This window comes from Streptomyces sp. NPDC090499 (assembly GCF_044769305.1).
Taxonomy (GTDB): Bacteria; Actinomycetota; Actinomycetes; order Streptomycetales; family Streptomycetaceae; genus Streptomyces.
This window is the reverse complement of the sequence record NZ_JBIVXP010000006.1, coordinates 223,811-247,973: the sequence shown is the minus strand read 5'-3', so window position 1 is coordinate 247,973 and position 24,163 is coordinate 223,811. Positions and strand designations below refer to the sequence as shown.

The 24,163-nt window shown below is 72.3% G+C and carries 23 protein-coding genes; 8 read left to right on the top strand and 15 right to left on the bottom strand.

What is annotated here, in order from left to right; translation table 11 throughout:
* The first annotated feature begins 46 nt into the window (after nucleotides 1-46).
* Complete coding sequence (locus ACIQVL_RS23855; RefSeq protein WP_403476297.1) at nucleotides 47-1,249, top strand: amino acid deaminase/aldolase; 1,203 nt, start codon at nucleotides 47-49, stop codon at nucleotides 1,247-1,249.
* An 11-nt stretch (nucleotides 1,250-1,260) separates the two neighbouring features.
* On the opposite strand, the gene ACIQVL_RS23850 is transcribed toward ACIQVL_RS23855, so the two are convergent.
* The 4 genes from ACIQVL_RS23850 to ACIQVL_RS23835 are packed head-to-tail and all read right to left on the bottom strand — an operon-like array spanning nucleotide 1,261 to nucleotide 5,665.
* Nucleotides 1,261-2,064, bottom strand: coding sequence for a DUF2510 domain-containing protein (locus ACIQVL_RS23850; protein WP_403476403.1), 804 nt, complete (start codon nucleotides 2,062-2,064; stop codon nucleotides 1,261-1,263).
* Between the two features lie 48 nt (nucleotides 2,065-2,112).
* Complete coding sequence (locus ACIQVL_RS23845) at nucleotides 2,113-2,904, bottom strand: 3-oxoacyl-ACP reductase (protein ID WP_403429409.1); 792 nt, start codon at nucleotides 2,902-2,904, stop codon at nucleotides 2,113-2,115.
* Nucleotides 2,901-4,292: an aldehyde dehydrogenase family protein gene (locus ACIQVL_RS23840; protein WP_403476296.1), complete on the bottom strand. Its 1,392-nt coding sequence runs from the start codon at nucleotides 4,290-4,292 to the stop codon at nucleotides 2,901-2,903. Before ACIQVL_RS23840 ends, ACIQVL_RS23845 begins: the two co-directional genes overlap by 4 nt.
* 8 nt (nucleotides 4,293-4,300) lie before the next feature.
* Complete coding sequence (locus tag ACIQVL_RS23835; RefSeq protein WP_403476295.1) at nucleotides 4,301-5,665, bottom strand: glutamine synthetase family protein; 1,365 nt, start codon at nucleotides 5,663-5,665, stop codon at nucleotides 4,301-4,303.
* A 95-nt stretch (nucleotides 5,666-5,760) separates the two neighbouring features.
* On the opposite strand from ACIQVL_RS23835, the gene ACIQVL_RS23830 reads away from it, so the two are divergent.
* Both ACIQVL_RS23830 and ACIQVL_RS23825 read left to right on the top strand, forming a co-directional pair.
* Nucleotides 5,761-6,495, top strand: a complete 735-nt coding sequence (locus ACIQVL_RS23830) for a FadR/GntR family transcriptional regulator (protein WP_403429404.1) — start codon at nucleotides 5,761-5,763, stop codon at nucleotides 6,493-6,495.
* 59 nt (nucleotides 6,496-6,554) lie between these two features.
* Nucleotides 6,555-7,247: a gamma-glutamyl-gamma-aminobutyrate hydrolase family protein gene (locus ACIQVL_RS23825; RefSeq protein ID WP_403429402.1), complete on the top strand. Its 693-nt coding sequence runs from the start codon at nucleotides 6,555-6,557 to the stop codon at nucleotides 7,245-7,247.
* Nucleotides 7,248-7,862: 615 nt separating this feature from the next.
* Here the strand turns inward: ACIQVL_RS23825 and ACIQVL_RS23820 are convergent.
* The gene (locus tag ACIQVL_RS23820; protein ID WP_403429401.1) at nucleotides 7,863-8,783 is read right to left on the bottom strand and encodes a LysR family transcriptional regulator; all 921 of its coding nucleotides are present in this window, start codon (nucleotides 8,781-8,783) and stop codon (nucleotides 7,863-7,865) included.
* A 70-nt stretch (nucleotides 8,784-8,853) separates the two neighbouring features.
* On the opposite strand from ACIQVL_RS23820, the gene ACIQVL_RS23815 reads away from it, so the two are divergent.
* Complete coding sequence (locus tag ACIQVL_RS23815) at nucleotides 8,854-9,972, top strand: TDT family transporter (protein WP_403476294.1); 1,119 nt, start codon at nucleotides 8,854-8,856, stop codon at nucleotides 9,970-9,972.
* On the opposite strand, the gene ACIQVL_RS23810 is transcribed toward ACIQVL_RS23815, so the two are convergent.
* Together ACIQVL_RS23810 and ACIQVL_RS23805 are read right to left on the bottom strand one after the other, a co-directional pair.
* The gene (locus tag ACIQVL_RS23810; RefSeq protein WP_403476293.1) at nucleotides 9,884-10,594 is read right to left on the bottom strand and encodes a helical backbone metal receptor; all 711 of its coding nucleotides are present in this window, start codon (nucleotides 10,592-10,594) and stop codon (nucleotides 9,884-9,886) included. The two genes, ACIQVL_RS23815 and ACIQVL_RS23810, sit on opposite strands and share 89 nt — an antisense overlap.
* An 82-nt stretch (nucleotides 10,595-10,676) precedes the next feature.
* On the bottom strand, nucleotides 10,677-11,249 hold the full coding sequence (locus ACIQVL_RS23805) for a helix-turn-helix domain-containing protein (RefSeq protein WP_403429396.1): 573 nt from the start codon (nucleotides 11,247-11,249) through the stop codon (nucleotides 10,677-10,679).
* A gap of 672 nt (nucleotides 11,250-11,921) precedes the next feature.
* On the opposite strand from ACIQVL_RS23805, the gene ACIQVL_RS23800 reads away from it, so the two are divergent.
* Both ACIQVL_RS23800 and ACIQVL_RS23795 read left to right on the top strand, forming a co-directional pair.
* On the top strand, nucleotides 11,922-12,851 hold the full coding sequence (locus tag ACIQVL_RS23800) for a 5'-3' exonuclease H3TH domain-containing protein (RefSeq protein ID WP_403476402.1): 930 nt from the start codon (nucleotides 11,922-11,924) through the stop codon (nucleotides 12,849-12,851).
* Between the two features lie 126 nt (nucleotides 12,852-12,977).
* Nucleotides 12,978-13,823, top strand: a complete 846-nt coding sequence (locus tag ACIQVL_RS23795; RefSeq protein WP_403429394.1) for a siderophore-interacting protein — start codon at nucleotides 12,978-12,980, stop codon at nucleotides 13,821-13,823.
* Between the two features lie 220 nt (nucleotides 13,824-14,043).
* Here ACIQVL_RS23795 and ACIQVL_RS23790 read toward each other — a convergent pair whose 3' ends face one another.
* From ACIQVL_RS23790 to ACIQVL_RS23780, 3 genes are all read right to left on the bottom strand, one after another.
* A complete protein-coding gene (locus ACIQVL_RS23790; protein WP_403429392.1) occupies nucleotides 14,044-14,820 on the bottom strand; it encodes an ABC transporter permease in 777 nt (258 codons plus the stop codon).
* Nucleotides 14,817-15,830 carry an ATP-binding cassette domain-containing protein gene (locus tag ACIQVL_RS23785; protein ID WP_403429390.1) on the bottom strand — a complete coding sequence of 338 codons (1,014 nt, stop codon included), beginning with the start codon at nucleotides 15,828-15,830 and terminating at the stop codon, nucleotides 14,817-14,819. The genes ACIQVL_RS23790 and ACIQVL_RS23785 overlap by 4 nt, the downstream gene beginning before the upstream one ends.
* A gap of 168 nt (nucleotides 15,831-15,998) precedes the next feature.
* Nucleotides 15,999-16,631, bottom strand: a complete 633-nt coding sequence (locus ACIQVL_RS23780) for a PadR family transcriptional regulator (protein ID WP_403476292.1) — start codon at nucleotides 16,629-16,631, stop codon at nucleotides 15,999-16,001.
* A gap of 210 nt (nucleotides 16,632-16,841) precedes the next feature.
* Between ACIQVL_RS23780 and ACIQVL_RS23775 the strand changes: the two genes are divergently transcribed.
* Complete coding sequence (locus ACIQVL_RS23775) at nucleotides 16,842-18,371, top strand: amino acid permease (protein WP_403429387.1); 1,530 nt, start codon at nucleotides 16,842-16,844, stop codon at nucleotides 18,369-18,371.
* A 109-nt stretch (nucleotides 18,372-18,480) separates the two neighbouring features.
* Nucleotides 18,481-19,437, top strand: a complete 957-nt coding sequence (locus tag ACIQVL_RS23770; RefSeq protein ID WP_403476291.1) for an RluA family pseudouridine synthase — start codon at nucleotides 18,481-18,483, stop codon at nucleotides 19,435-19,437.
* Here ACIQVL_RS23770 and ACIQVL_RS23765 read toward each other — a convergent pair.
* From ACIQVL_RS23765 to ACIQVL_RS23745, 5 genes are read right to left on the bottom strand one after another with little or no spacing between them, the layout of a single operon-like run.
* Entirely contained in the window at nucleotides 19,434-20,912 is a 1,479-nt protein-coding gene (locus ACIQVL_RS23765; protein ID WP_403429383.1) for a cytochrome P450, read from the bottom strand. The genes ACIQVL_RS23770 and ACIQVL_RS23765 overlap by 4 nt on opposite strands.
* Nucleotides 20,913-20,969: 57 nt before the next feature.
* Nucleotides 20,970-21,590, bottom strand: coding sequence for a GTP-binding protein (locus tag ACIQVL_RS23760; protein ID WP_403429381.1), 621 nt, complete (start codon nucleotides 21,588-21,590; stop codon nucleotides 20,970-20,972).
* Nucleotides 21,571-21,999 carry a DUF742 domain-containing protein gene (locus ACIQVL_RS23755; protein WP_403429379.1) on the bottom strand — a complete coding sequence of 143 codons (429 nt, stop codon included), beginning with the start codon at nucleotides 21,997-21,999 and terminating at the stop codon, nucleotides 21,571-21,573. Before ACIQVL_RS23755 ends, ACIQVL_RS23760 begins: the two co-directional genes overlap by 20 nt.
* On the bottom strand, nucleotides 21,996-22,403 hold the full coding sequence (locus ACIQVL_RS23750; RefSeq protein ID WP_089103096.1) for a roadblock/LC7 domain-containing protein: 408 nt from the start codon (nucleotides 22,401-22,403) through the stop codon (nucleotides 21,996-21,998). The genes ACIQVL_RS23755 and ACIQVL_RS23750 overlap by 4 nt, the downstream gene beginning before the upstream one ends.
* The gene (locus tag ACIQVL_RS23745; RefSeq protein WP_403429377.1) at nucleotides 22,400-24,019 is read right to left on the bottom strand and encodes a sensor histidine kinase; all 1,620 of its coding nucleotides are present in this window, start codon (nucleotides 24,017-24,019) and stop codon (nucleotides 22,400-22,402) included. Before ACIQVL_RS23745 ends, ACIQVL_RS23750 begins: the two co-directional genes overlap by 4 nt.
* Nucleotides 24,020-24,163 lie beyond the last annotated feature (144 nt).

The following is a 24,163-nucleotide window of genomic DNA, read 5'->3' as shown; positions in this document are numbered from 1 at the left end:
GATCGTCCCCCTACCCTGCGGTAATCCTGTCTGGCAGGCTTCGTTCATGACTGCGCGCGCCGCCGACCGGGCCCGTTACGACCGGGCCACCGCCCACTTGGACGCCCCTCTCGCGATCGTCGATCTGGAGGCCTTCGACGCCAACGCGGACGACCTCGTACGCCGGGCCGGCGGCAAGCCGATCCGGGTTGCGAGCAAGTCCGTGCGCTGCCGCCACCTACTGGAACGGGTGCTCGCGAAGGACGGTTTCGCGGGGATCATGTCGTTCACGCTCGCGGAGTCGCTGTGGCTCGCGAGGTCGGGGTTCGACGACGTCCTGCTGGCGTACCCGTCCGCCGACCGGAGCGCGTTCGCCGAGCTGGCCGCCGATCCGAAGCTGGCCGCCGCCGTGACGGTGATGATCGACGACCCGGCGCACCTCGACCTGATCGACGGCGCCCGGGACGGCGGGAGCGAAGTGGTCCGGGTCTGCCTGGAGTTGGACACCTCGCTGAAGCTGTTCGGGAGCCGGGTGCGGGTCGGGGCCCGGCGCTCGCCGCTGTACTCCCCCGCCCAGCTCGCCGACCTGGCCCGGACCGTGGTCCGGCGGCCGGGCTTCAAGCTGGTCGGGATCATGGGGTACGAGGGGCACATCGCCGGGGTCGGGGACGATGTCGCCGGCCGGCCGCTGCGCTCCCGCGCGGTGCGGCTGATGCAGGCCACCGCCCGCCGTGAGCTGGCCGAGCGGCGCGGCGCGGTGGTGCGGGCGGTCCGGGCGGTGGCCCCGGACCTGGAGTTCGTCAACGGCGGCGGCACGGGCAGTGTGCAGACCACGGCGGCGGAGGACGCGGTCACCGAGATAGCGGCCGGGTCGGGTCTGTACGTGCCGCGTCTCTTCGACAACTACACGTCGTTCACGGGCCGTCCGGCCGCCCTGTTCGCCATGCCGGTGGTCCGGCGGCCCGGTGTCGGGGTGGTCACGGTCCTCGGCGGCGGCTACCCCGCCTCGGGTGCCGCGGGCCCGGACCGGCTGCCGGTGCCGTACCTGCCGGAGGGGCTGTCGTACGACTCCCAGGAGGGCCCCGGCGAGGTGCAGACCCCGCTGCTCGGCTCGGCGGCGGACGATCTGCTGCTCGGTGACAAGGTGTGGTTCCGGCACGCCAAGGCGGGCGAGCTGTGCGAGCGGTTCGCGGAGCTGCAGCTGGTCGAGGGCGACCGGGTGACGGCGACCGTGCCGACGTACCGGGGCGAAGGTCACACCTTCCTCTGACCGGCCGGCCGCTATCCGACCGGGCGGATCCCGCTGGTGATCTTGTCCATGTCGGACAGCGGCGGCCCGTCCGGGCCCGCGTCGAAGACGAACCGGACGACGACCGGGGCCGGCACGCCGGTGTCGGACGGGAAGGCCACGGACTGGACGTAGCCGCCCGGTCCGTCGGCCGTCCGGACCCGCCAGCGCACCAGGAAGCCGTCGCGGCCCGCCACCGCGACCCGGCCCGACTTCACGACCTGGTGGGAACGGATGCCGCCGTAGGGCCGGCGGCCGCCGGGATCGTGGCCGTAGGCCGCCTCGGCCGCGTCGGGTACGTCCCGTTCGGCGACGGTACGCGGGGAGGCGCCGTCGGCGCTGCCCGCCGTACGGCTGATGACCTGGCCGTGGCGGCACCGGCCGGTGTGGGCCGGGCAGGCGTAGGTGCCGTCGGTGGTCATCACGACGTCGTCCTGGGCGAGGTAGGAGGAGCCGGTCCAGCCGGCCGGGACCGGCAGGGTGATGCCGTTGAGCTGGTCGACGACGAGGGACGGGGGCGCCGCCGCGCTGGGGGCGGCGCGGACGGTGGTGCCGGTTCCGCCGCTCGCCTCGTCGGTGCGGAGCACGGTCGCGCCGCAGACTATGGCCGTCGCCAGCACGGCCGCGGTGGACGACAGGGCGACCGCCTTGGCCCGTCCGGACGCCCGCGCCGCCGGGGTGGGCGGCGCGGGGAGGCCGGACGGGCTGCGCCGGTGCTCGGTCCAGGCCCGTCCGTCCCACCAGCACTCCAGGTGCGGGGCCTCGGGATCGGCGTACCAGCCGGGCGGCGGCGTCATGCTCACTCCCGCACTGTAGGGCGGGGGTGGGGGTCCGTACACGGACTCCTAGAGGGGCGTGACGTACGCCCCAGAGATCCCGCCGTCCACCAGGAAGTCGCTGGCGTTGACGAAGGAGGAGTCGTCGCTGGCGAGGAAGGCGACGGCGGCGGCGATCTCCTCGGCCTCGGCGAACCGGCCGAGCGGGATGTGCACCAGGCGGCGGGCGGCCCGCTCGGGGTCCTTGGCGAACAGCTCCTGGAGGAGCGGGGTGTTGACCGGTCCCGGGCAGAGCGCGTTGACGCGGATGCCCTCCCGGGCGAACTGCACGCCCAGTTCACGGGACATGGCGAGGACTCCGCCCTTGGAGGCGGTGTAGGAGATCTGCGAGGTGGCCGCGCCCATCCGGGCCACGAAGGACGCCGTGTTGATGATGGAGCCCTTGCCCTGCTGCCGCATGTAGGGGATGGCGGCCTTGCAGCACAGGTAGACGGAGGTGAGGTTGACCTCCTGGACGCGCTTCCAGGCCTCCAGTCCCGTCTCCAGGATGGAGTCGTCGTCGGGCGGCGAGATACCGGCGTTGTTGAAGGCGATGTCGACGCTGCCGTAGGTGTCGAAGGCGGTCTTGAACAGGGCATCGACCTGTTCGGCGTCGGTGACGTCGACCTTCACGAAGAGCCCGCCGACCTCCTCGGCGGCGGCCTTGCCGCGGGTCTCGTCGACGTCGCCGCAGACGACGTGGGCGCCCTCGGAGGCCAGCCGGCGCGCGGTGGCGAGGCCGATGCCGCTGCCGGCTCCGGTGATGACGGCGGTACGGCCTACGAGCCGGCGGCAGACGATGTCAGGGGTCTCAGCGGTCACTGTGCGGGGCCCTCCGTGCTGATGAAGACGTTCTTGGTTTCGGTGAAGGCGGTGAGCGCGTCCGGGCCGAGTTCGCGGCCGATCCCCGACTGCTTGAAGCCGCCGAAGGGGGTCCAGTAGCGGACGCTGGAGTGGGAGTTGACGGACAGGTTGCCGGCCTTGACGGCCTGGGAGACGCGCAGCGCCCGGCCGACGTCACGGGTCCAGATCGAGCCGGAGAGGCCGTACTCGGTGTCGTTCGCGAGGCGGACGGCGTCGGCCTCGTCGTCGAAGGGGAGGACCACGGCGACGGGTCCGAAGACCTCCTCGGCGGCCACGGGCGCACGTGGATCGACGCCGGTGAGGACGGTCGGCGGGAACCAGAAGCCGGGACCCTCCGGGGCCTTGCCGCGGACGCCGGGCGCGTCGGCGTCGACGTACGAACGGACCCGTTCCAGCTGGGCCTTGGAGATCAGCGGGCCCATGTCCGTCTTCTCGTCCGCCGGGTCGCCCACGGTCACGGACTCGACGGCGGGGGCGAGGAGTTCCAGGAAGCGGTCGTACACGGTCCGTTGGACGAGGATGCGGGTACGGGCGCAGCAGTCCTGGCCGGAGTTGTCCAGGAAGGACATGGGCGCCGCTGCCGCCGCGGCCTCGATGTCGGCGTCGGCGAAGACGAGGTTGGGGCTCTTGCCGCCGAGTTCGAGGGTCACGCGCTTCACCTGGTCGGCGCAGAGCGCCATGATGCGCTTGCCGACGCGGGTGGAGCCGGTGAACACGATCTTCGCGACGCCGGGGTGGCGGACCAGCGCCTCGCCCGCGATGTCGCCGCGGCCGGGCAGCACCTGGAAGAGGTGCTCGGGGAGGCCCGCGGCCAGGGCGAGTTCGGCGAGGCGGAGGGCGGTGAGCGGGGTCGTCTCGGCCGGCTTGAGGATCACCGCGTTGCCGGCGGCGAGGGCGGGCGCGGTGCCCCAGGCCGCGATGGGCATGGGGAAGTTCCAGGGGGCGATGACGCCGACCACCCCGAGGGGTTCGAGGAGCGTGACGTCCAGGCCGCCGGGCACCGGGATCTGGCGGCCGGTGAGCCGCTCCACTCCCCCGGCCGCGTAGTCGAGGAGGTCCCGGACGTTGCCGGCCTCCCAGCGGGCGTTGCCGACGGTGTGCCCGGCCTCCCGGACCTCCAGCTGGGCGAGCTCTTCGCGGTGTTCGTCGACGGCGACGGCGAGCCGGCGCAGCAGCCGGGCCCGTTCGCCGGGTGCGAGCGCGGCCCACCGCTCCTGGGCGCGGGCGGCCCGGCGTACGGCGGCGTCGACGTCCGCCTCCAGGGCCCCCGGGACGGTCGCGATCACCTCCTCCGTGGCCGGGTCGAGGACGTCGAGTTCGTACTGTTGCTGTTCCTGTTGCGACAAGAGGTGCCTCACATGCGTTCGAAGGAGCGGCGCAGCTCCCAGTCGGTCACCGCGGCGTCGAAGGCCTCCAGCTCGACGCGGGCCATGTTGCGGTAGTGCGCGACGACCTCGTCGCCGAAGGCGGCCTTGGCGACGGGGCTGTTCTCCCAGAGTTCGGCGGCCTCGCGGAGGGTGGTCGGGACGTGCGCGAAGTCGGCGGTGTAGGCGTTGCCGGGGCAGGCCTCGGGCAGTTCCAGCTGCTGCTCGATGCCGTACAGCCCGGCCGCGACCAGACCGGCGACGGCCAGGTGCGGGTTGACGTCGCCGCCGGGCAGCCGGTTCTCGAAGCGCAGCGAGCGGCCGTGGCCGACGACGCGCAGCGCGCAGGTGCGGTTGTCCGGGCCCCAGGCGACGGCGGTCGGCGCGAAGGAGCCCGGCTGGAACCGCTTGTAGCTGTTGATGTTGGGGGCGTAGAGGAGCGAGAAGTCACGGAGGGCGGCGAGCTGTCCGGCGAGGAAGTGCCGCATCACGTCGGACATGCCGGGCCCGTCGGGGTCGGCGAAGACGTTGCGCCCGTCCGCGTCGGTCAACGACAGGTGGATGTGGCAGGAGTTGCCCTCCCGCTCGTTGTACTTGGCCATGAAGGTGAGCGAGACGCCCTCCTGGGCGGCGATCTCCTTGGCACCGGTCTTGTAGATCGCGTGCTGGTCGCAGGTGACCAGGGCCTCGTCGTAGCGGAAGGCGATCTCGTGCTGTCCGGGGTTGCACTCGCCCTTGGCGGACTCGACGGTCAGCCCGGCCCCCGCCATCTCGTTGCGGATCCGGCGCAGCAGGGGCTCGATCCGCCCGGTCCCCAGCACCGAGTAGTCGATGTTGTACTGGTTGACCGGGGTCAGCCCCCGGTAGTTGGCGTCCCAGGCCGCCTCGTAGGTGTCCTTGAACACGATGAACTCCAGCTCCGTACCGACCTGTGCGGTGTAGCCGAGTTCGGCGAGGCGCTCCAGCTGGCGGCGGAGGATCTGGCGGGGTGCGGCGACGACCGGGGAGCCGTCGTTCCAGGCGAGGTCGGCGACGAGCATCGCGGTGCCCGCGTTCCAGGGCACGCGGCGGAGGGTGGCGAGGTCGGGGTGCATGGCGAAGTCGCCGTAGCCGCGGTCCCAGGAGGACATGGCGTAGCCGTCGACGGTGTTCATCTCGGTGTCGACGGCCAGGAGGTAGTTGCAGCCCTCGGTGCCGTGGCGCAGGACCTCGTCGAGGAAGAAGCGGGCGGCGAACCGCTTGCCCTGCAGCCGCCCTTGCATGTCGGGGAAGGCCAGGACGACAGTGTCGATCTCACCACTTGCGACGAGGGTGTGCAGCTCCTCGACGCTCAGCGGGGGTGTGCGGTCTGCCACGGGAGCTCCTTCGGCTGGCGATGTGCTGCTGCGGCCGGGCGGGGGAGCTCTAAGGTATTGAAGAGAACCATTGCTTGGGAAGGGGGTACGGCCATATGTCGCTGGACGCGGACGGCGCCCTCGACGACCCGTTGACTCCGGTGCTGCGACCGGTGCGGGCGGGCAACGGCTTCGAGGAGGCGCTGGAGCAGATCCTTCAGGTGGTCCGGCTGGGCCTGGTCCCGGGCGGCGAACGGCTGCCCGCCGAGCGGGTGCTGGCCGAGCGGCTCGGGATCAGCCGGGTGACGCTGCGCGAGGTCCTGAAGGTGCTCCAGGACCAGGGCCTGGTGGAGTCGCGGCGCGGGCGGTACGGCGGGACGTTCGTGCTGCCGCGCACGGACGCGGGCGGCGAGGACGAGCTGCGGCGCCGGATCACCGAGGTCGACATCGAGGACGTGCTGCGCTTCCGGGAGGTCCTGGAGGTGGGCGCGGCGGGCCTGTGCGCGGCGCACGGGCTGACCGGCGAGCAGACGCTCCGCCTCCGCGAGGCCCTCGCCCGCACCCACGAGGCGCCGCTCGCGGACTACCGCCGCCTGGACACCCTGCTCCACCTGACGCTCGCCGAACTGTGCGGCTCCCCCTCCCTCACCGCCCAGTACGCGGCGGTACGGGCCACGGTCAACGACCTCCTGGACTGCATCCCGCTCCTGGTCCGCAACCTGGAGCACTCGCAGCGCCAGCACATCGCGCTGGTGGAGGCGGTGCTGGACGGCGACGCGGACGGCGCGCGGGAGATGATGCGGGAGCACTGCGCGGGGACGGCGGCGCTGCTGCGGGGCTTTCTGGCGTAGCGGCCCCTGCCCGTGTCATAAAGGTGCTCACGCACACCTTTGTGAATCGGGAGGGGTCCATGACCGGACGGCCGCTGATCGGCGTGAGCACGTACCTGGAGGCCGGGACGCGCTGGGGCGTCTGGGAGCTGGAGGCGGCCCTGCTGCCGGCCGGCTACCCACGGCTGGTCCAGCGGGCCGGCGGCCTGGCGGCCATGCTGCCGCCGGACGCCCCGGAGCACGCGGCGGCGGTGGTGGCCCGGCTGGACGGCCTGGTGATCGCGGGCGGCCCGGACGTGGAGCCGGTCCGTTACGGCGCCGAGCCCGATCCCCGCACCGGGCGGCCCGCGCGGGCCCGGGACGCCTGGGAGCTGGCCCTCATCGACGCGGCGCTGGCCGCGGAGATACCGCTGCTCGGGATCTGCCGGGGCATGCAGCTCCTGAACGTCGCGTTCGGCGGCACCCTTGTGCAGCACATCGACGGCCACGCGGAGGTGCCGGGGGTGTTCGGCCGACATCCGGTCAAGCCGGTCCCCGGCACGCTGTACGCCGGGACGGTTCCCGAGGAAGCGTCGGTGCCGACCTTCCACCACCAGGCGGTGGACCGGCTCGGGGAGGGGCTGCTGGCGTCGGCCCACGCGGCGGACGGCACGGTCGAGGCGGTCGAACTGCCCGCCGAGCGCGGCTGGGTCCTCGGGGTGCAGTGGCATCCGGAGATGGGTGAGGACCTGCGGGTGATGCGTGCACTGGTCGACGCCGCGTCGGTCTCCTGAACCGGGTCTCCGCCCCCGCCGCCCCTACCCGTCCCATCCACGTCCCATCCTTCAGGGGGTGGCCCCCCTTCGACCGCCCACTCCGGGGGCTGCCGCCCCCGAACCCCCGCATCGGCCTGAACGGCCTCGTCCTCAAACGCCGGACGGGCTGAGAGGTGGTACCGACCGGCCTTCATCCACAGCCGCCCGGACGGACTGAGAGCTGGCAGCGACCGGCCATCAACCTCAGACACCCGAACAGACTGACATGCGGTACCGACCGGCCATCCTCCCCTCAGACACCCGAACAGACTGACATGCGGTACCGACCGGCCATCCTCCCCACAGACACCCAGACGGACTGACATGCGGTACCGACCGGCCATCCTCCCCTCAGACACCCGGACGGGCTGACATGCGGTACCGACCGGACTTCCCCCTCAGACGCCCGGACGGACTGAGAGGTGGTGCCGACCGGGCTTCGTCTTCAGACGCCGGACGGGGTGGCTGTCAGGCCGTTGCTGTTCAGGTGACCTCGTTGTCCGCCGCCTCTCAGGGTCTGGCTTTCAAGGAACCGAGTCGGGTGGTGGGTGGGCGGCGGATTCGGGGGTCAGGGGGCGGAGCCCCCTGGGTCGGTCAGCCTCGGGTGAGGGAGAGCAGGTCTCGGGCCGGGCCCGTTGGGCGGTGGCCGGTGGGCCAGACGGCTCGTAGGTCGCGGCGTAGGGCGATGCCCTCCAGCGGGATGCTGACCAGCCGCCGCATCGACAGCTCCTCGCCCACCGCCAGCTCACTGAGGACCGCAGGGCCCGCGCCGCTGACCGCCGACGCCTTCACGGCCGTGGTCGAGGAGAGCTCGATCAGCGGGCGGGCCAGGCCGCCCAGCGCCGCGTCGAGGACCTGGCGGGTGCCGGAGCCGCGTTCACGGAGGATCAGCGCGGTCGCCGCCAGTTCCGCCGCGGCGAGCGGGCGTCGGCGGCGGGCCCAGGGGTGGGCGGGGGCGACCACCACGATCAGGCGGTCGTGGGCTATCACCGTCGAATCCAGGCCGTGCGGGACCGTCAGGCCCTCCACGAAGCCGAGGTCCGCCTCGTCCGCGAGCAGCCGTTCCGCCACCGTCGCCGAGTTGCCGGCGAGCAGGGACACCGCCGTGTCGGGGCGCTGGGCGCGCAGCGCGAGCAGCCAGCCGGGGAGCAGGTACTCGGCGATGGTCATGCTCGCCGCGACCCGCAGCCGCGAGTCCCGCCGGTCCCGGAGTGCCTGGGTCCCCGCGTCGAAGGCCTCCGCCGCCTCCACCACCCGCCGCGCCCAGTCGGTCACCAGCGCCCCCGCGTCCGTGAGCCTGGAGCCGCGCGGTGAACGGTCCACCAGGGCCACTCCCAGCTGCCGCTCCATGGACCGGATGCGGCTGCTGGCGGCCGGCTGCGTGATGCCGACCTCCCGCGCCGCCGCCCCGAGGCTGCCCAGCCGCGCCACCGCCAGCAGCAGCTCCAGCGCGCCGAGGTCCGGCACCCGGTGCGCCAACATGCCGCCGCCCGCCCGTTCCTCCGTCTCGCTCATAAGACCAGCTTATGCCCCCATAGAAGCGGACTCCCTGGTCGCGCCCGCGCAGCGGCGGGACCGTGGACCTATGGTCACCGCAGTCCGGAATCTCGGCCCCAACTGGTACGCGTCCGTCATGGGCACCGCGGCCCTCGCCCTCGGCGGCGCCGCGCTCGGCGCCGACGGCCCGCGCGAGCTCCTCACCGGCATCTGGGCACTGTCCCTGCTGCAGCTCCTGGTCCTGCTGGCCGCCCGTGCCCTGCACTGGGCCTGCCACCGCGACCAGGCCCTCGCCCACCTCCGCGACCCCGCGGTCGCCCCTTTCTACGGCTGCCTCGCCATGGCCCTGCTCGCCGTCGGCGCCGGCGCCCTCGCCCTCGGCCGGGACTGGATCGGCGAACCGGCCGCCGTCGCCCTCGACTCCGTGCTGTTCGTCGCCGGTACCGCGGTGGGGCTCGTGGCCGCCGTCGGCGTGCCGTACCTGCTGGCCGTACGGCACCGGGTCGAGCCCGGTCAGGCCTCCCCGGCGTGGCTGCTGCCGCTGGTCGCGCCCATGGTGTCGGCCGCGGTGGGCCCGCAGCTGGTCCCGCACCTGCCGCCCGGACAGCCCCGCGAGGCGCTGTTCTACGGCTGCTTCGCGCTCTTCGGGCTGAGCCTACTGACCACGCTGCTGATGCTGACCCTCGTCTTCGCCCGGCTGGTCACCCGCGGTCCGCTGCCGCTCGCGCTGACGCCGACGATCTTCCTGGTGCTGGGGCCGCTCGGGCAGTCGACGACGGCCGTGGGCGCCTTCGCGGACCTCGCGCCCGGGGTCGTACCGGCACCGTACGCGGCCGGCTTCGGTCTGCTCGCCGTGCTGTACGGCGTTCCGGTCATGGGGTTCGCGCTGCTGTGGCTGGCGCTGGCGGCCGCGCACGTGGTGCGGGCCCGGCGGCACGGGATGCGGTTCGCCATGACGTGGTGGGCCTTCACCTTCCCCGTGGGCACGTGCGTCACGGGCGCCGCCGCGCTGGGGCGGCACACCGGGTTCGCCGGGTACCACTGGCTGGCGGTCGGTCTGTACGGCCTGCTGGTCGCCGGCTGGCTCGCGGCCGCCTCCGGCACCGTACGCGGGCTGCTCAGCGGAGAGCTGCTCGCAGCGCCTCGCCCAGAACCCGCGGCGCCTCGGCCAGTGACGGTCCGTACCACGTCAGGTGCCGTCCGCTGAGCAGTGCGCACGGCAGCCCGGGGAACGCCTCCGGGCCGTCGGCGGCGCTGAAGCGGTAGGGCTCGTCCGGGAGGACGACCAGGCCGGGGGCCGCGGCGCGGAGTTCGTCGAGCGGGATGCGGGGGTAGCGCTCGGGGTGGTCCCCGAAGAGGTTGCGCACGCCGAGCCGGGCCAGCACGTCACCCGCGAAGGTGCTGCTGCCCAGGACCATCCACGGCCGCCGCCAGATCGGTACGACCGCCGTGGCGAAGGGCTCGGGCAGCGGCGCCGACCACGCCTGCTCCGCGTCGTCCAGCCAGCGGGGGCGGCCGGTCGCCCCGCAGGCGGCCAGCACCCGGGCCAGCTCGCGGAAGGCCTGGGGCACGTCCCGTACCTCCGTGACCAGGACCTCCACTCCGGCGGTGCGCAGGGCGTCCAGGTCGGGGGCGCGGTTCTCCTCCTCGTTGGCGATCACCAGGTCGGGGGTGAGGGCGAGGATGCGGTCGAGGGCGGGGTTCTTGGTGCCGCCGATGCGGGGGAGGTCCAGGCCGGCCGGGTGGCTGCACCAGTCCGTGGCGCCGACCAGGGCTTCGGGGAGCGTCTCCGCGACGGCCTCGGTGAGGGAGGGGACCAGGGAGACCACGCGCCGTGGTGCGCCGCGGGTGCGTGCGGACCGGTCGCGCAGTTCCCCGCGCCCCTCACGGGGCGTTGCGGAGCGGGGGTCGTCAGCGCTGGCGATCGTGGACTGCTTCGATGTGTTCCGCCACGGCGACCACGACGACCCGGGTGTCCGGGACCGTCGCGCGCCAGCGGTGGCGGACTCCGCCGGTGAGGTAGAGGGTGTCGCCCCGGCCCAGGCGGTAGGCGCGGCCCTCCGCCTCGACCTCCACGGCGCCGTCGGCGACGTACATCAACTCGTCGTTGCGGTGCTGGAATTCGCGGCCGGCGTCGTGGTCGCCGGTGAATTCCGAGGCGTGCAGCTGGTGGTGACCGCGGACCAGGGAACGCAGCCGGGGCGCGAAGCCCTGCCCGGTGGTGTCGTCGGCGCGTACGACGTCGACGCTGCACGCCGGGTCGGCGGCGGCGAGGAGTTCGACGGCCGTGGTGCGCAGGGCGTCGGCGAGCTTCTCCAGGGAGGTCCGGCTGGGGCGGGCCCTGTCGTTCTCGACCTGGCTCAGGAAGGGCACCGACAGGCCGCTGCGTTCGGCCACGACGGCGAGGGTGAGCTCCAGCGCACGGCGGCGCCGCCGGACTGCCGCGCCCACCCGCACGGGCTGCTGGTCTTTGTGGTCGCCCATCGCTCCGGCTCCCTCCTTCGCTCGTCGTTCCGTCTTTCGGGTGCCCGGCTTCGGCCGGACCCCTCCTGATGGGTTCTCTGCACCCTACGCATGTTCGGCAAACCGTTTCAGGCGGCCGTCACATCCCCGTCACGTCCGGTGAGCGCGACCCTCACAGTTCGCGCCAGTGCACGCGCTCTCCGGGCCCACCGGGCGCGGGCTCCTCCTTCGGGATGAACACGCTGGCCAGCAGGGCCGAACGGCCGTCGGGGTCGGTCCGCGGCGCGGCCGGCGGATCGGCGAGGGCTCGGCCGCCGCCGGACGTACGTGCACGGTGAGGACGCAGGGACGCCCCAGGAGTTCAATGCGCGAGCGGTCGCCGATGTTCCCGGCGGTGTCCCGGGCGAGGAGTGCCTGGTCGGGGCGGGGCCCCGGGCGGGCCCGCCGGACGTGGAAGTCCCGCGGGGCGGACAGGAGTTGCGGTCGGCTCCACGGGGTCACGGGGTACCGCGGCGAGGCCGGGCGGCCTCGCCGCACGCGGCCGGTGCGGGGGCGCGTCGAACGCACGGTCTGCCGTTCCGGCGACAGGGTGGCCAGGCTTGGGCAGTGCTGTAGCACTATGTGGTTGGCCGGATCCTTTTCGTAGCCGGGGGCGGCCGCACCGGCCGGTCGCTGTCGGTGCCGTACGGCATGATGCCTGGCGTGACCGGACGACTGATGCTTCTCGACACCGCCTCGCTGTACTTCCGCGCCTACTTCGGCGTCCCGGACTCCGTGAAGGCGCCGGACGGCACGCCGGTGAACGCCGTGCGCGGGCTGCTGGACTTCATCGACCGGCTGGTCAAGGACCATCGGCCGGACCTGCTGGTCGCCTGCATGGACGCGGACTGGCGGCCGCAGTGGCGGGTCGACCTCATCCCCTCCTACAAGGCGCACCGGGTCGCCGAGGAGCGCGCGACGGGGCCGGACCAGGAGGAGGTGCCGGACACCCTCTCCCCGCAGGTGCCGGTCATCGAGGAGGTGCTGGACGCGCTCGGCATCGCCCGGGTCGGCGTCGCCGGGTACGAGGCCGACGACGTGATCGGCACCTTCACCGCGCACGCCACGGGCCCGGTGGACATCGTCACCGGCGACCGCGACCTCTACCAGCTGGTGGACGACGCGCGCGGGGTGCGGGTGCTGTACCCGCTCAAGGGTGTCGGCACGCTGCAGATGACGGACGAGGCGTGGCTGCGCGAGAAGTACGGTGTGGACGGAGGCGGGTACGCGGACCTGGCGCTGCTGCGCGGCGACCCGAGCGACGGGCTGCCCGGGGTGCCGGGCATCGGCGAGAAGACGGCCGCGAAGCTCCTCGCCGAGTTCGGCGACCTGGCCGGGATCATGGCCGCGGTCGACGACCCGAAGGCGAAGCTCACGCCGTCGCAGCGCAAGCGGCTGGACGAGGCCCGGCCGTACGTCGCCGTGGCGCCCAAGGTGGTCCGGGTCGCCGGTGACGTACCACTGCCGGAGGTCGACACGGCACTGCCGAAGGCCCCCCGGGACCCGGCGCGGCTGGACGCCCTCGCCGCCCGCTGGGGCCTGGGCGGCTCGCTGAACCGCCTGCTGACGACGCTGGAAGCCTGACCGCGAAGGAATCCCCGAAGGAATTGATCCGGCAAAACCCGCCCAGCAAGTGTCCATGGAAGAGGTGTTCACCGGAAAAGAGATGCTAACTTAGGTAAACCTAACCATTGAGCAGGGAGGCCGGTCATGGCAGAGCGCCCGGGACGTAAGCCGCGTAAGCCCCATTCCGCTCAGGTGGTGCGCACCGAGCGGCTGAGCCCGCACATGCAGCGCGTGGTCCTCGGCGGTGACGGGCTGGCCGATTTCGCCGCGGACACCTGCACCGATCATTACGTGAAACTCCTCTTCGGGCCGGCGGGCGTCACCTATCCCGAGCCCTTCGACCTGGAGCAGATCCGGGCCGAGCTCCCCCGTGCGCACTGGCCGGTGACCCGGACCTACACGGTGCGCTCCTGGAATCCCGAACACCGGGAGCTGACCCTGGACTTCGTGGTGCACGGCGACGAGGGCCTGGCCGGGCCGTGGGCCTGCCGTGTCCAGCCCGGCGAGACCGTGCACTTCATGGGCCCCGGCGGCGCCTACGCCCCCGACACGGAGGCCGACTGGCATCTGCTCGCCGGTGACGAGAGCGCGCTGCCCGCGATCGCCCGTGCCCTGGAGTCCCTGCCGGCCGGGGCGAAGGCGTTCGCCCTCGTCGAGATCTCCGGCCCCGAGGAGGAGCAGAAGATCGACTCCGATGTGGAGGTCGTCTGGCTGCACCGGGGCGAGCGGCCGGTCGGCGAGGCCCTGGTCGCCGCCGTTCGGGCGCTGGAGTTCCCGGAGGGCCGGGTGCACGCCTTCGTGCACGGCGAGGCGAGCTTCGTGAAGGAGCTGCGGGCGCTGCTGCGCGTGGAGTGCCAGATCCCGCGCGAGGACCTGTCGATCTCCGGCTACTGGCGTCTCGGGCACAACGAGGACGGCTGGCAGGCCTCGAAGCGGGAGTGGAACGCCCGGATCGAGGAGGAGCAGGAGAGCGGCGCGGCCGCGGCCTGACCGGACCGGCGGCACCTCACGAGAAGGTGCCGCCGCCCGTTGCCGGTCACCCCGGCCGCCGGTGTCCCGTGCCGGTCAGACCGGCCGCCGGTCCCCCGCGCCGGTCACACCGGCCGCCGGTCCCCCGTGCCGATCAGACCGGCCGCCGGTCCCCCGCGCCGGTCACACCGGCCGCCGGTCCCCCGTGCCGGTCACACCGGCCGCCGGTCCCCCGCGCCGGTCACACCGACCGCTGGTACGACCTGAAGGTCCTGATCGACAGCCACACGGCGGCCACCGCCAGCGCGAGCAGCGCTCCGCCGCGGCCGAGCACCGCACCCCAGTCGGGGTCCGCCGACAGCGCCGAACGGCTCGCCACCATCGCCCAGTTGAGCGGGTTGAAGTCGGCGATGTGCCGCATCCAGCCGGGCATCTGGGACGGCGCCATGAAGGCGCTGGAGAGGAACGTCAGCGGGAGCAGCAGGAAGGTGTTGATCCCGATGATCGACTCCCGCTCGCGCACCAGCATGCCGAGCGCGTTGGACAGCGCGCCGAAGACCGTCCCGAGCAGCACGGAGGACACCAGCAGGACCGCCACACCGCCGGCCCCGCCGGGGTAGTCGGCGCCGCCCAGCAGGCCGAGCAGCACGATGATCAGCGACTGGCCGGCGGTGACCAGGCCGTTGTTCACCACGTTGCCGTTCATCAGGGCGGCCCTGCTGACCGGTGTGGTCAGGAAGCGGTTGAGGGTGCCGCGCTGGATCTCCTCCAGGGTGCCCATGCCCGCCCACATGTTGGAGCTGAGGGCGCTCATCACGACCACGCCCGGCACCAGGTAGTCGAGGTAGGAGGTGGTGCCGAAGCCGCCCAGCTCGACGACCTTCCTGAAGAGGTTGCCGAACAGGAACAGCCAGATCACCGGCTGGATCAGGGTGATGACGGCGAACGCGGGCTGCCGGGCGAACACCACCAGCTGACGCTGGGTCATGTACCAGGTCTGGGACAGGGCGTTGCTCATCGGGCACCTCCGGTCAGGGCGAGGGAGCCGGAGTCGGTGGCGTCGGCCTCGGCGTAACGGCGGCCCGCGTAGCGCAGGTAGACGTCGTCGAGGGAGGGCCGGGCGACGGTCGCGGCGGCCACGGTCACCCCGGCCCGCTCCAGGGCGGCCAGCAGTGCCGGCATCGCGGCGGCCCCGTCGTCGGCGCGGGCGCTGATCCGGCGCCCGTCGAACAGTGCCTCGTGCACGCCCGGCAGTCCGGTGAGCGCACCGGTGAGCAGGGTGCGACCGGCCTCTCCGGGCGCCTCGCGCAGCTCCACGTGGACGGCGTCGCCGCGGAGTTCGCCCTTGAGGGAGTCCGGGGTGCCCTCGACGACGACCCGGCCGCGGTCGACGATCGCGATCCGCTCGGCGAGCCGGTCGGCCTCCTCCAGGTAGTGCGTGGTGAGCAGGATGGTCAGGCCCTCCTGGCCTGCCAGCCGGCCGATCTCGTCCCACATGGCGGTGCGGGCCTCGGGGTCGAGCCCGGTGGTGGGCTCGTCGAGGAAGAGCACCTCGGGGCGGTGGACCAGACCCAGAGCCACGTCGAGCCGCCGCCGCATGCCGCCGGAGTAGCCCTTGACCTGGCGGCCGGCAGCCTCGGTGAGGGTGAAGCGGTCCAGCAGTTCGTCGACGCGGCGGTTCAGCGCGGCCCCGCGCAGGCCGTAGAGCCTGCCCTGGAGCTGGAGGTTCTCCCGGCCGGTGGCGACCGGGTCGGCGCCGGAGTTCTGGGCGACCACGCCGATCGCGCGGCGCACCCGGTCGGGGTGGCGCAGCACGTCGTGCCCGGCCACGGTGGCGGTGCCGGAGTCGGGGCGGGCGAGGGTGGTGAGGATCTTGACGGTGGTGGACTTGCCTGCGCCGTTGGGCCCGAGGAGGCCGAAGACGGTGCCGGGTTCGACGGTGACGTCCATGCCGTTCAGCGCGGTGACGTCGCCGGGATAGGTCTTGATCAGCTGACGCGCCTGCACTGCGGGCGCACGGGTGTTCATGACGGGGCTCTCCTGAATGAGCGGATGACAGCTGATCCGCCTGAGGAGCACCGGGCTATCCTGGGTGTGCCGCACCTCGATCGCCCGGATCTGCCTCACGGCGGGTTCAGCTCGGGGTTCGAGACCCTGGCGGGGCTGCTGTAACAGCTCCGCCGGGGTCTGTTTCTGTTACCGGTCCGCCTCCGTGAAGTCCGGCGGGAACTCGCCGGTCTCGTGGTACCGGCGCCAGCCCTCGACGCCCGGCAGCGAACCGTCCTGCATCTCCCGCACGAAGCCGCGGACCCATTCGGCCTGCGCTTCCAGCATGTGCAGGTGGTATTCGACCTCGACGACGAACAGTCGGGGCAGTGTCTCGTGCAGCTTCTCCAGCACGGCCCGGCCGCCGGTGACCTCGACCTCCAGGGTGCCGAGCCGCTCCTCCAGCAGGCGCTCGACGTCGTCCGGCGGCAGGGCGCCCATCAGCGAGAGCGCCGTCTCGAAGATCGGGTACTCCTTCACCGGGACGGCCATGAGGTCGGACAGCCAGTGGACCGTCTCGTCACGCCCGGCGTCGGTGATGCCGTAGACCGTGCGCTCCGGGCGGTTGCCCTGCCGCTCCACGTCGGCCACCTCGACGAAGCCGTGCTTCTCCAGGTTCTGCATGACCGTGTAGAGCGAGCCGTAGTTGATCCGGGTACTGGTGTCCTTGCCCTGACGGCGCATGGTCTGGGCGATCTCGTACGGGTACATCGGACCCTGCAGGAGGGTCGTCAGCACGACGAGCGCCAGAGGATTGCTGAGCTTGCGCCGCTTCACCGCCATGCCGACCACCTCGCTTCCGAATATCCGTGGCCGAACATATCGCGTCTCCACGACAGACGTCAATGCACACGATGTATCGCGTCTGAAGCGATCACGCAAGGGCGTGAGGACTTGGGACCGCCCCGGACATGCCGGTGTGACGCCTCCGAAACAGCGCGTCCCTAATTTCTGTCGCCCGACAGGAAATCCGCCTGACAGGCAGGTACCGCCGTGACGACCATCGACGACCACTCCCTGAAGGAGTCCGACGACCGCTCCCTGGAGGAGTTCGGCTACCGCCAGGAGCTGCACCGCAGCCTCGGCCGGTACGCCTCGTTCGCCGCCGGGTTCTCCTTCATCTCCGTACTGACGACCGTCTTCCAGTTCTTCGCCTTCGGGTACGCGTTCGGCGGCCCGGTCTTCTTCTGGGCCTGGCCGGCCGTCCTCGTCGGCCAGTTGCTGGTGGCCGCGTGCTTCGCCGAACTGGCCGGCCGCTACCCGATCTCCGGCGCGATCTACCAGTGGTCCTCGCGCCTGTCGAACCCGTCCTTCGGCTGGTTCGCCGGCTGGATCATGGTGATCGGGCAGATCGTGGTGGTCGCGGCGGCCGCGCTCGCCCTCCAGATGGTGCTGCCCGCACTGTGGTCCGGCTTCCAGCTGATCGGCACGGACACCGCGGTGACCTCGGCCGACGGGGCCGCCAACGCGGCTGTCCTCGGCGTCGTCCTGCTGGTGCTGACCACCCTCGTGAACATCATGGACAACCGGGTCATGTCCCTGGTCAACCGGGTCGGGGTCACCGCCGAGATCATCGGCGCGGTACTGATCGTCGTGCTGCTGCTCACCCACTCCAAGCGCTCCCCCGGCATCACGTTCCACACCGGGACGGCCGCCGAGGGCGGTCTGCTGGGCGCCCTCCTGGTCGGCTCGTTCACGGCCGCGTACGTGATGATCGGCTTCGACAGCGCGGGCGAGATGAGCGAGGAGACCCACCACCCGCGGCGCACGGCACCGCGCACGATCCTCACTGCGCTGTCCGCCGCGGGCCTGCTCGGCGGCCTGGTCATCCTCGGCGGTCTGCTGGCCGCGCCCAGCCTGACCGACGGGCGCCTGGGGGTCGACGGGCTGAGCTACGTCCTCACCAGCAGCCTCGGCGACGGCGTGGGCCGGGTGCTGCTGGCCGACGTGGTGGTGGCCATCGCGGTGGCGACGCTGGCGATCCAGACCGCGGCCTCCCGGATGCTGTTCTCCATGGCGCGGGACGGGCAGCTGCCGTTCGCCGAACGGCTGGCGCGGGTGAATCCGCGGACCGGGATGCCGGGGGCGCCGGCCGTGGTGGTGGGGGTGCTGGCCGCGGTACTGCTGCTGCTCAACTTCGCCTCACCGGACGCGTTCCTGGCGATCGGGACCACGTGCATCGTGATGCTGTACCTCGCGTACGCGATGGTGACCGGGCCGCTGCTGGTGCGGCGGCTGCGCGGGGAGTTCCGGGTCGAGGGGACGGACGAGACCGGGGCGCCGCTGTTCTCGCTGGGGCGGTGGGGGGTGCCGGTGAACGCGGTCGCGCTGCTGTACGGGCTGGTGATGGCCGTGAACCTGGCCTGGCCCCGGGGGGCGGTGTACGACCCCAGTGGGGGCCACTGGTACTTCCGGTGGTTCACCGTGTTGTTCCTGGTCGGGACGGTGGTGGTGGGCGGGGTGTGGCGGCTCACCCGGGCGGAGTCCCGCAGTGCGGTCGCTGTGCCGGAGGCTGTGGCGTAGTCGGTCGGGTGCGGGTGGGTGGGGCTGGTCGCGCCCACGCGGCGGAGCCGCACATCGACACAGCCCCGCGCCCTCCACGAAGGGGCGTTCCCCGTAGCCTTGGCTGCAAATGAGACGTAAGACCGCAGCCCCGCCCTCCCCCCTCCCCCAGCGCCAAGGGGTGGACCCCGTGCGGATCCGGTTGCCCTTCTCGGACGGCTGGGCCACGGTCGGCGACTACCTGGTCGAACGGCTCTCCGGAGCCGCGCCCGGCGAAGTCGCCGCGATGCTGGACTCGGGGCGCGTCCTGGGCGCCGACGGACAACCCGTCGGCGCCCGCGCGCCCTACTCCCCCGGCCGCTACCTCTGGTTCCACCGCGACCTGCCCCCCGAGGTCCCCGTCCCTTTCCCGCTCGAAGTCGTGTACCGCGACGACCACCTCGTCGTCGCCGACAAGCCGCACTTCCTCGCCACCACGCCCCGCGGCAGTCACGTCACCGAGACCGTGCTCGCCCGGCTGCGGCGGGAGCTGGGGATTCCGGCGCTGGGGGCCGCGCACCGGCTGGACCGGCTCACGGCCGGGCTCGTGCTGTTCACCGTGCGGCCCGAGGAGCGGGGGGCGTACCAGATGCTGTTCAGCGAGCGGCGGGTGCGCAAGGAGTACGAGGCGATCGCGCCGTACGACCCCGCGCTCGCCGTCTCCCGGACCGTGCGCAGCCGGATCCTCAAGGAGCGCGGGGTGCTGGCGGCCCGGGAGATCGAGGGGGAGCCCAACGCGGAGACGGTCGTCGAGCTGGTCGAACGCAGCGGTGACCTGGGGCGGTACCGGCTCACCCCGCACACCGGGCAGACCCATCAACTACGCGTCCACATGAGCGCGTTGGGGGTGCCGATTCTCGGCGATCCGCTGTACCCGGTCGTGACCGGCCCCGTGCCGGACGGCGACTTCCGGGCGCCGCTGCAACTGCTGGCGCGGCGGCTGGAGTTCACCGATCCGGTCACGGGGGTGGAGCACCGGCTGTGCAGCGGACGGACGCTGCAGGCCTGGGAGTCGTACCGGGCGTGGGCCGGTGACCAGGTCCTTTAACGGCCCAGCCACCAGCGGCGGAGCCTGGGCCAGATGCCGCGCGGCCTGGCCGGTTCGGAGGCGGAGACGGCCACCGGCGGCGTGGGCCTGGGCTCGGGAGCCGGGGCCGGTTCCGGTGCCGCCGGGCGGGGAACGCCGACCTGCCAGTCGGTGCGCTGCGGGGGGACGAGGGCCGGGCTCGGCATGAGGGTGACGTCCTGCTTCGGCTTGGGGTCGAAGCGCACCGGCAGTTCCACCAGGTGCCGGGAGGCGATGGAGGCGCGCCAGCGCAGCTCCTCCTCGTCGCAGTCGAGCTGGATGTCGGAGAGCCGGGTCAGCAGCTGGTCGACACCGACGTCGGCGATGGCGCGGCCGATGTCCTGGCCGGGGCATTCGTGCGGGCCGCCGCCGAAGGCGAGGTGGGAGCGGTTGCCCTGCATGTTGGCGTTCAGGTCGGGGCGGACGCGCGGGTCGACGTTGCCCGGGGCGGGCGCGTAGAGCAGTCCGTCGCCCTTGCGGATGCGCTGGCCGCCGAGTTCCGTGTCCTGCTTGGCGAAGTAGGCGAAGACGGTGCTGAACGGCGGCTCGTCCCACAGGGACTGCTCGATCGCCTCGGGCACGGTCATCTGGCCGCCGTTGAGCTGGGCGCGGAAGCCGGGCTCGGTGAGGACCATGCGCAGCGCGTTGGCGAGGAGGTTGGCGGTGGTCTCGTAGGCGGCGTAGAGGACGACCCGCAGGTGCTGGGCGACCTCGTCGTCGTTGAGTCCGGCCGGGTGGTTGACGAGGTGGCTGGTGAAGTCGTCCTCGGGACGGGCGCGGCGGCGGGCGGTGAGCCGGGTCAGGCAGCCCATGACGTACTCGTTGCTGGCGATCGCGGTCTCGGTGCCCTTGAGCGCGTCCCGGGTGGCCTCCACGATCCGGTCGTTGTACTCCTCGGGCATGCCGAGCAGTTCGCACATGACGGCCATCGGCAGGTGCTCCGAGTACTGGGAGACCAGTTCGGCGCGGCCCTTCTCGCAGAACTCGTTGACCAGCAGCTGGGTGTAGCGGCCGATGAGGCGGCGGATGCTGCGGTGGTCGATGGTGGTCATGGCGCCCTGGACCGCGGCCCGCAGCCGCAGGTGTTCGTCGCCCTCGGCGTGCGAGCAGATGGGCTGCCAGGCGATGTGCGGCATGAGGGGGTGGTCGGGCTTGACCATGCCCTCGCGCAGCGGGGTCCAGATGCGGCTGTCCCGGGTGAAGACGGCGGGGGTGCGGACCATCTGAAGGTTCTCGGTGAGGCCGAGGACCACCCAGATCGGCACGTCGTCGTGGAGCAGGACGGGCGCCACGGAGCCGTGGTCCTCGCGCAGCTTCTCGTACAGCTCGCCCAGGTGGTCCGCGTCGGCGCCGTAGAGCCGCTGCAGTCCGCCGGGGCCGCGGTCGTGCGCCGGACAGCCGGGCGGCGGGACCGGGTCCGTGCCGGCACCGGCCTGGAAGGGGGATTCAGGCATCACAGTGATCGCTCCGAGGAGATCCGAGAGAGTTCGAAGGAAACGGGGAGAGCCCGGGTGTCAGGTGAGCGCGCCGGACATGGCGAGCGAGTGCAGGAAGCGCATCAGGGTCATCAGGACGTCACGGCTGGAGGCCCGGCGGCGGGCGTCGCACTCGATGATGGGGACGTCGGGCGGCAGGTCCAGCGCGGTGCGCAGTTCCTCGACGGGGTAACGGGGCGCGTCCGGGAAGGAGTTGACGGCGACGACGAACGGCACCCCGCGCTCCTCCAGGCGCCCCATCACGTCGAAGCTGACCTCCAGGCGGCGGGTGTCGATGAGGACGACCGCGCCGAGGGCACCTTCGAACAGGCCGTTCCACAGGAACCAGAAGCGTTCCTGGCCGGGGGTGCCGAAGAGGTAGAGGACCAGTTGGTCGGTGATGCTGATGCGGCCGAAGTCCATGGCCACGGTGGTGGCGGTCTTCGAGTCGGAGCCGTAGTTGTCGTCGACCCCGATGCCGGCCTGGGTCATGGTCTCCTCGGTGGTCAGCGGTCTGATCTCGCTGACGGAACCGACCATGGTGGTCTTGCCGACCCCGAAGCCGCCCACGATCACGATCTTCACCGCGGCCCGGGCGGTGTGCGGGAGATGGTCCTCGGTGCGGGGGCCGGGGATCGTGTCAGAGCTTTTGAAGTCCATGCATCACCGCTTCGAGAAGTGAACGGTCGGGGAGCGCCTGGCGGACGATCGGGGCGCGCGCCTGCACCAGTTCGGCCGTGATCAGCTCGGTGATCAGTGCCGTCATCGCGCTGAACGGCAGGTTGAGGTAGGCCGAGAGCTCGGCCACGGACAGCGGGGCGAGACAGAGCCGGAGCAGCGCCGCCTGCTCCGGGGTGACGGAGGGCGGTGCGGCGGCGCGCGCCACGATTAACGTGACCAGGTCGAGTTCGGCGCGGGCCCCGTCGGCACCGCTGATGACGTAGAGCCGTTCGGGGTTCTTGTTGTCCTCGTCCTCGCCGCCGTTCTCGGGGGTCGGCGGCGTGGACGGGACCGGGGGCGGAGCGAGGTCCGGCCTGGGCCGGCGCCGTTTGCGTTGCGGAGGAGTCATACGGTCTGCCCGTTCCGCCGGGGCGGACTGGTGAGGTGGGCGCCGATGCGGACGACGAGGTCGCGCATCATCTCGCTCATCCGGCCGGGTTCGCAGGTGACGTCGGCGAGCACGGCGAGGTAGGCGTTGGCACCGGCGGACATGAGGTAGAAGTAACCTCTGTCGATCTCGATCAGGACGAGGTTCATGTCGCCGTTGCTGATGGGGAGTTCCTGGGCGACGGCGCTGGCCAGGCTCTGCACGCCCGCGCAGGCCGCGGCGAGCCGGTCGGCGGCGTCGGGGTCGCCGCCGTGCCGGGCGATGCGCAGGCCGTCCGCGGAGAGCACGACGATCATCTCGACGCCCGGTACGCCGTCGGCGAGCTGCTTGAGCATCCAGTCGAAGTTGCCTCGCTGCTGGATCACTTGAGGTCCCCCTCGTCGTCGGCCTCGGTGCCGGCCGGATCGTTGATCAGATGCAGGTACTTGGTGGGGTTCCGGGTGAAGTCGGTGGGGTGGACACCCGGGTTGTTCTTCTTGAGCCCCTCCCAGAACGCCTCGACCCAGAGGCCGGGCTCGCGGCGCTCCGGCTCCGGCTCGGGTTCGGGCTCCTTGTGCTGCGACCAGATGGTCGGGTTGCCCTCGCGTTCGGCGCGCTCGATGGCGGCCTGCTCGGCGATCCGCTGGCTGAGCGGCGTCTTCATCCGGCTGCGCCGCTGCGGCAGCCCGCCCGCCGTCCACTCGGTGACCTCGGGGACGTCGTCCTCCATGGAGATCCCGGCGGGGATGCGGGGGCTGGTGGGCCGGCGCCTCTTGGGCGGGCGCTTGGGGCCTTCGAGGGCGCCCAGTTCGGGCTTGGGGATGCCGGTGGCGCCGATGCCGTGGGCGATGCCGGGGGCGGGGTCGGTGGTCATCATGTCGCTGGGCACGATGAGGACGGCCCGGACGCCGCCGTACGCGGAGGCGCGCAGCGAGACGTCCATGTTGTACGTCTTGCAGAGGCGGCCGACGACCGAGAGGCCGAGCCGCGGGTTCTCGCCGAGGACCTGGATGTCCTTGCCCTGCTTCGCCTTCTCCAGCAGGCCCTCCAGGCGGTCGCGGGCCTCCTCGTTGAGGGTGACGCCGGCGTCCTCGATCTCGATGCACACGCCGGACTGCACCTCGACGGCGGTGACGTGCACCTTGGTGGAGGGCGGCGAGTAGCGGGTGGCGTTGTCGAGGAGTTCGGCGGCCGCGTGGATGACCGGCTCGACGGAGGTGCCCTTGATGTTGACCTGGCAGATGGAGTGCAGCTCGATGCGCCGGTACTCCAGGATCCGGGACATGGCGCCGCGCAGCACGCTGTAGAGGGCGACGGGGTTGGGCCACTGACGGCCCGGCCGGCCGCCGCCGAGCACGGAGACCGAGTCGGCGAGGCGGCCGATCAGCGCGGTGCCGTGGTCGATGCGCAGCAGGTCGTCGAAGACCTCGGGGTTGCGGCCGTGGTCCTCCTCCATCTCCCGCAGTTCGTGGGCCTGCTGGTGGACGATGGCCTGGACGCGCCGGGCGACGCTGACGAACGAGCGCTCCAGGGAGTCGCGCTGGAGGTCCTCCTCGTCGACGATGTCGAGCATGATGCGGATCAGGCGGCGCTGCGACTCGGGGGCGTGGCGCATCCGCGGGTCGACGTCGAAGAGCTGGCGGACCACCTCTTTGGGTGACTCGCCGGCCTTCAGCCGGTAGAGCGCGGTCGGGAACACCTCCCGGCCGAGGTGCTCGATCTCTTCCTCGCTCGCGGTGAGGCGCCGTTCCAGATACGCGCTGTGACGGCCGTGCTCGGCACGGGCGTCCTGGAGCCTGCGGCCGCGGCGCACCGCTTCCGCCGCCGTCGCGAGCACCAGCAGCATGCCGACGGCCCCGCACACGCCGACGGCGATCCGGGCGGACCCCGCCACCAGGACGACGGCGGCGACGGTCGCCGCGGCCATCAGTATGGCGGGCAGCAACAGCACGCGCGCCAGGGAAAGTTCACGGCCATCGGGAGGCGATTGCACACTCACCATGTATGCCTTCTGAGACGAATCGGCTGGGTGTCGGGGGAGCTCGTGGGGGGAAGGTTCATGGAGCAGTCTGGATCTTCCGTATGTTTGGGAACAGGCGCACGAATTCATCTCAACTCGGTGCGCCGCGGGCGAGCTTAGTCCGAC